This window comes from Bifidobacterium castoris, from assembly GCF_003952025.1.
Taxonomy (GTDB): Bacteria; Actinomycetota; Actinomycetes; order Actinomycetales; family Bifidobacteriaceae; genus Bifidobacterium; species Bifidobacterium castoris.
Genome location: NZ_QXGI01000018.1, coordinates 1 through 4,845, shown reverse-complemented (window position 1 = coordinate 4,845; position 4,845 = coordinate 1). Strand labels below are relative to the sequence as shown.

The window sequence follows — 4,845 nt, the reverse complement described above, 5'->3', positions numbered from 1 at the left end:
GGAGATCCTGTGGTGCGCGAAGGTGGGTATTACGCTGGGCAATGCGGATGGCACGTTCGGTTATGGTGACAAGCTGACGCGTTCGGCGATGGCCGCGTTCCTGTACCGCCTCAACAAACTCGTCTGACCCGTATATGCGTCCCGTTTCCTAACCCAACGGAACGCTGATCTAGAACGGCTCCCCGGAAGACCTCTTTTCCGGGGAGCCGCTCGTTTTCACGCTTTTTATGGTCATCTGCGATAGGTTACATGGACGATGACAGATGGAATGTCTGGAACAAATCGGCTTTCATATGGATGCGAACGTTCTCTCTATCATGGACCTGTGTTGATGTTGTGCAAGTATTTGGTTATACTAGATGGAATGCGAACGGTTGCACAATGATTGTGACGACTGCCTGTATCCTTTCGCGGACGGTATATTCAAGCGGCGTGAGGGTATCGCATCAGGTTCCCGGCTGTGCTGACGGGGACCGCAACACAAGGAAAGAAAGAACCTATTCCAGAGAAGAAAAGGAGACAGTGGCATGACACCTCTGTCTGAAAAGCACGGGGCCAGCCCCGGCGCGGACAAGCGTCCTTCGGGCCGCAGGCCCGTGACGAAGGCGATCGCCGGCCTTGCTGCCGCGGCCACACTTGCCGGCGGCATGGTGGTGGGAACCTCCCCCGCCGTGGCGGCCGACCATGTGGGACCGACCACCAGCTATGACCGCACGCTCGGCGACGCGCAGTTCGAAGCCGCCCGCGAATCCTACGGCCTGTCCAAGGAGATGGATTACGGCGCGATCCTGCATGCGTGGATGTGGTCGGCGAATACGATCAAGGCTCATATGGAGGAGATCGCGAACGCCGGCTACACCTCGATCCAGACGGTGCCGATGAGTACAATCAAGGGGCCGGAGCATGGCGGCGTGTTCACTGAGAACTGGTATTACGTGTACCAGCCGTCCGGCACCGGCATCGGCAACAAGGTCATTGGCACCGAGGCCGAGATCAAGGCGATGACCGAAGAGGCTCACAAGCACGGCATTCGCATCATTGCCGACGCCGTCATCAACCATTTCACTTCGGATTGGAACGCGGTTGAATCCAGCTGGAAGGATTCCAGCAACTTCCATCCTGATTGGGGTATTTGCGGCGCTTCCGATGAGTACAGCATTCGTGGCGATGCGATCGATTACGACAACCGTTGGCAGGTCACGCAGTGCCATCTGCTCAGCCTGCTCGATCTGAACACCCAGAGCCAGACCGTCGCCGATCGCATGAAGGACTATCTGACGCGTGCGGTCGCGGATGGTGTGGATGGTTTCCGTTATGATGCGGCGAAGCACATCGAGCTCCCGGACGAGTTCGATACACATTCCCCGTACTTCGATACGATCCTGCCGAATGGCGCGCAGTACCAGTACGGCGAGGTCCTGCAGGGCGATCAGGGCCTGAACGTCGCGGCGTATCCGGCCCTGTTCGACAAGTATTCCTCGAACGGCGGAGGCAACACCGGCTCCAATTACGGCAAGACTATTCGCGCCGCCGTCAGGAGCGGACGCATGAACGCCAACTCGCTGCGCGACCTGCAGGGTCAGGGTGTCAAGGACAACCAGCTGGTCACCTGGGTTGAATCGCATGACAATTATGCGAACGGAGACAAGGAATCCACCGGTATGACCGCACAGCAGATCCGTCTGGGCTGGGGCATCATCGGCTCGCGTGCCGGCGGCGCGCCACTGTTCTTCAACCGTCCGGTCGGCTCCGGCGGCTCCAACCCGCAGTTCTCCGAGCAGACGCAGCTCGGTGCGGCGGGTGATGACGAATGGAAGAGCCCGGAAGTGGTCGCGGTCAACAAATTCCGCAATGCCATGGAAGGGGCTCCGGAGAACCTCGCCAACTGCGGAGATGATTCCTGCCTGATGATTCAGCGTTATGTCTCCGACGGCGCCGACGACAACGACGGTGTGACCGTGGTCAACGCCGGCGGAGATCGTGACCTCAGCGGCACCACCGTTGTGCTTGACGACGGCACCTATAAGGATCAGGTGAATGGCGGCTCCATCACCGTCAAGGACGGCAAGATCACCTCCGGTCGTGCCAAGGGCGGTGCCGTGTCCGTCTTCTTCAACGGCGGAGGTCAGGTCGGTGACGTCGAGTACATCAGTGCAGCCCCGGGCAATACCACGTTCACCGGTAGCAGCATCGACGTCAAGATCAGCATGAAGAACGTCGCCAATGCACGCTACTCGACCTCTGACGGCAAGTCCGGCTCCATTGAGGACGGCGACACCATCACGATCGGCGCAGGCGCCGAGGTCGGTGATGTCATCACGCTGACGCTGACCGGCAAAGGCACCGGCAGCACGCAGAAGGACTTCAATGTCCAGTACACCTATGAGAAGACCGAGCGTGCTGCCCAGCAGCTCGCGAAGTACTATTCGACGAACACGACCGGCAACGTCCCGAAGAAGACGATCACCGTCGATGGTTCCGTCAGCGATTGGGACTCCTCGATGCTCATCGCACAGGGTGCGGCGAACGATGATCCCCGTGTCTACCGCGAGAACTCGATGTATGAGGTCCCTGTCGATCTGTATGCGCTGTACGGCACCTATGATGACGAGAATCTCTACCTGATGTGGGAGATGACGAACGTTCAGGACTATGTCGATCCGGGTGATGATTACCCGATCGGACGTCCGCTCTTCGGCGAGCTCAACTGCCCGGTGTGGATCGTGCTTGACACGGGCCGCGCCGACAACAAGATCGGCAAGAACCTCAACCTCACCACGGGCGGCACCATCTGGGCCTCGAACAACCAGTGGGAGCAGAGCATCAACAACCTCGTCGGCATTTCGTACAACGGCGCCAACGGACCGTGGATGTACGGTGGTGACGAGAACGGTCTGAGCTCGAACGCGATCTTCGGTCCGAGTGCGGCTCCGGCCGTGGGCACCCAGAAGACGGGTATGAAGTTCAAGTACGGCAAGGGCATCCTGAGCAAGGAAGTCTGGGGCATCGATGGTGGTTGGGGCACTGCCCACAACCGTGTGCCCGGTGATATGAAGAACGACAACGCCAACTGGGTCGAGTTCAACTCGAAGGGCCACAACTCCGCTGCGGAGGATGTGAACTACGAGCTCTCGATCCCGCTCGAGGAGCTCGGCATCACGGCCGATGACGTTGCGAAGACCGGCGTCGGCGTCCAGATCGTCGCGACGATGGGCCTGTCCGGTATGGATGCCCTCCCGTACGATCTTGCCGCGAACGACAACGCCGACCTTCCGGATACGACCTCGCAGGAGAACAACTCCTACGAGAAGTCCGATGACGACTCCTACTCCGCTCCGCTCGCCCGCATCGGCGCAGCCGGCGGCCCGGTCATCACGATCCCGGTCGAATCCGTGACGATCAACGAGGGCGACTCGATGTCAATCGATCTCGGTACTTCCCGCACCGCTCAGCTGAGCGCGACCGTCGCCCCGTCGAACGCCTCGAGCAAGAAGATCACGTGGAGCTCGTCCGACGAGCAGATCGCGACTGTCGACTCGAACGGCAACGTCAAGGCGAACAAGGCCGGCACCGTGACGATCACGGCGACGGCCGGCGGCAAGACAGACACGATCACGATCACCGTCACCGGTGAGCTCGTGGTCCCGACGACGACGACCGTCTACTATCCTTCGGCTGGCTTCGGCGCGAACTCGACGTATCTGCACTACCGTGTGAACAAGGGCGGTGCGGCCGGCACCTGGACGACCGTTCCGGGCGTCAAGATGGAGGCGGCCTGCGACGGCTACGTCAAGTACACGATCGACAATCCGGACCAGGATGAGGTCGAGTTCGTGTTCAACAACGGCTCCGGCCAGTGGGACAACAACGGCGAAGCCAATTACAAGGGCGCCGGCGAGTCGCTGCTCGTCAAGAGCGGCCAGCTCACCGTCGACAATCCTCCGTGCACGGTGACCGTGCCGGTGTCGTCGGTGTCGATTGCCGGAGGTGACTTTGGACTGCCGATCGGTTCCACGAAGCAGCTGTCGGCGACGGTGGCTCCGGCGAACGCGACGGATCGCGCGGTTTCGTGGAAGTCGTCGAACACGTCGGTGGCGACGGTGGACGCCTCGGGCAAGGTGACGGCCATCGCGGCGGGCACGGCGACGATTACGGCGACGGCCGGCGGCAAGTCCGCGACGGTCAGCGTGACGGTGGCGTCCGATTATGTGGCAGTGCAGTCGGTGGCGATTTCGGGTACCGGTGTGGCGGACGGCAAGGCGTCGATCAACGTCGGCGCGGGCCTGAACCTCAACGCGACGGTGCTGCCGAGCAACGCGACGGATCGCGCCGTCACATGGAGCACGTCGAACGCTTCGGTGGCGACGGTGACCAACGGCATGGTGCGTGGCGTCGCGGCTGGCAACGCCGTCATCACGGCGACTGCCGGCAACAAGTCCGCCTCCATCATCGTGACGGTCGAGGACAACGGTGCCGTCCTGCAGTCGATTTCGATTTCGGGCTCCGGCGTGGCTGACAACAAGCTGACGTTGGCGCAGAATACGTCGGTGCAGTTGTCGGTGACAGCGAACCCGGCGAATGCGACGGTCGGCGCGGCCTATTGGTCGTCGTCGGATACGGCGGTTGCCACGGTTGATGGCAATGGCAAGGTCACGGCGAAGGCCGAGGGTGTCACGGCGATCACGGTGACGGCTTCCGGTAAGTCGGCTGCGATTGTTCTGACGGTGTCGAAGAACGGTTCGTCGTCTGATCGGTTCTCGGATGTGCCGGCTGGTGTGGCGTTCCATGATGAGATCGAGTGGCTGGCGGCTGTGGGTGTCACGAATGGGTATTCGGATGGTCGTT

The 4,845-nt window shown here is 61.1% G+C and carries 1 protein-coding gene; it reads left to right on the top strand.

The window, feature by feature from the left end; all coding sequences use genetic code 11:
* Positions 1 to 527: 527 nt before the first annotated feature.
* On the top strand, positions 528 to 4,845 hold a 4,318-nt coding region (locus D2E22_RS10365; protein ID WP_126033001.1), incomplete at its 3' end, for an Ig-like domain-containing protein.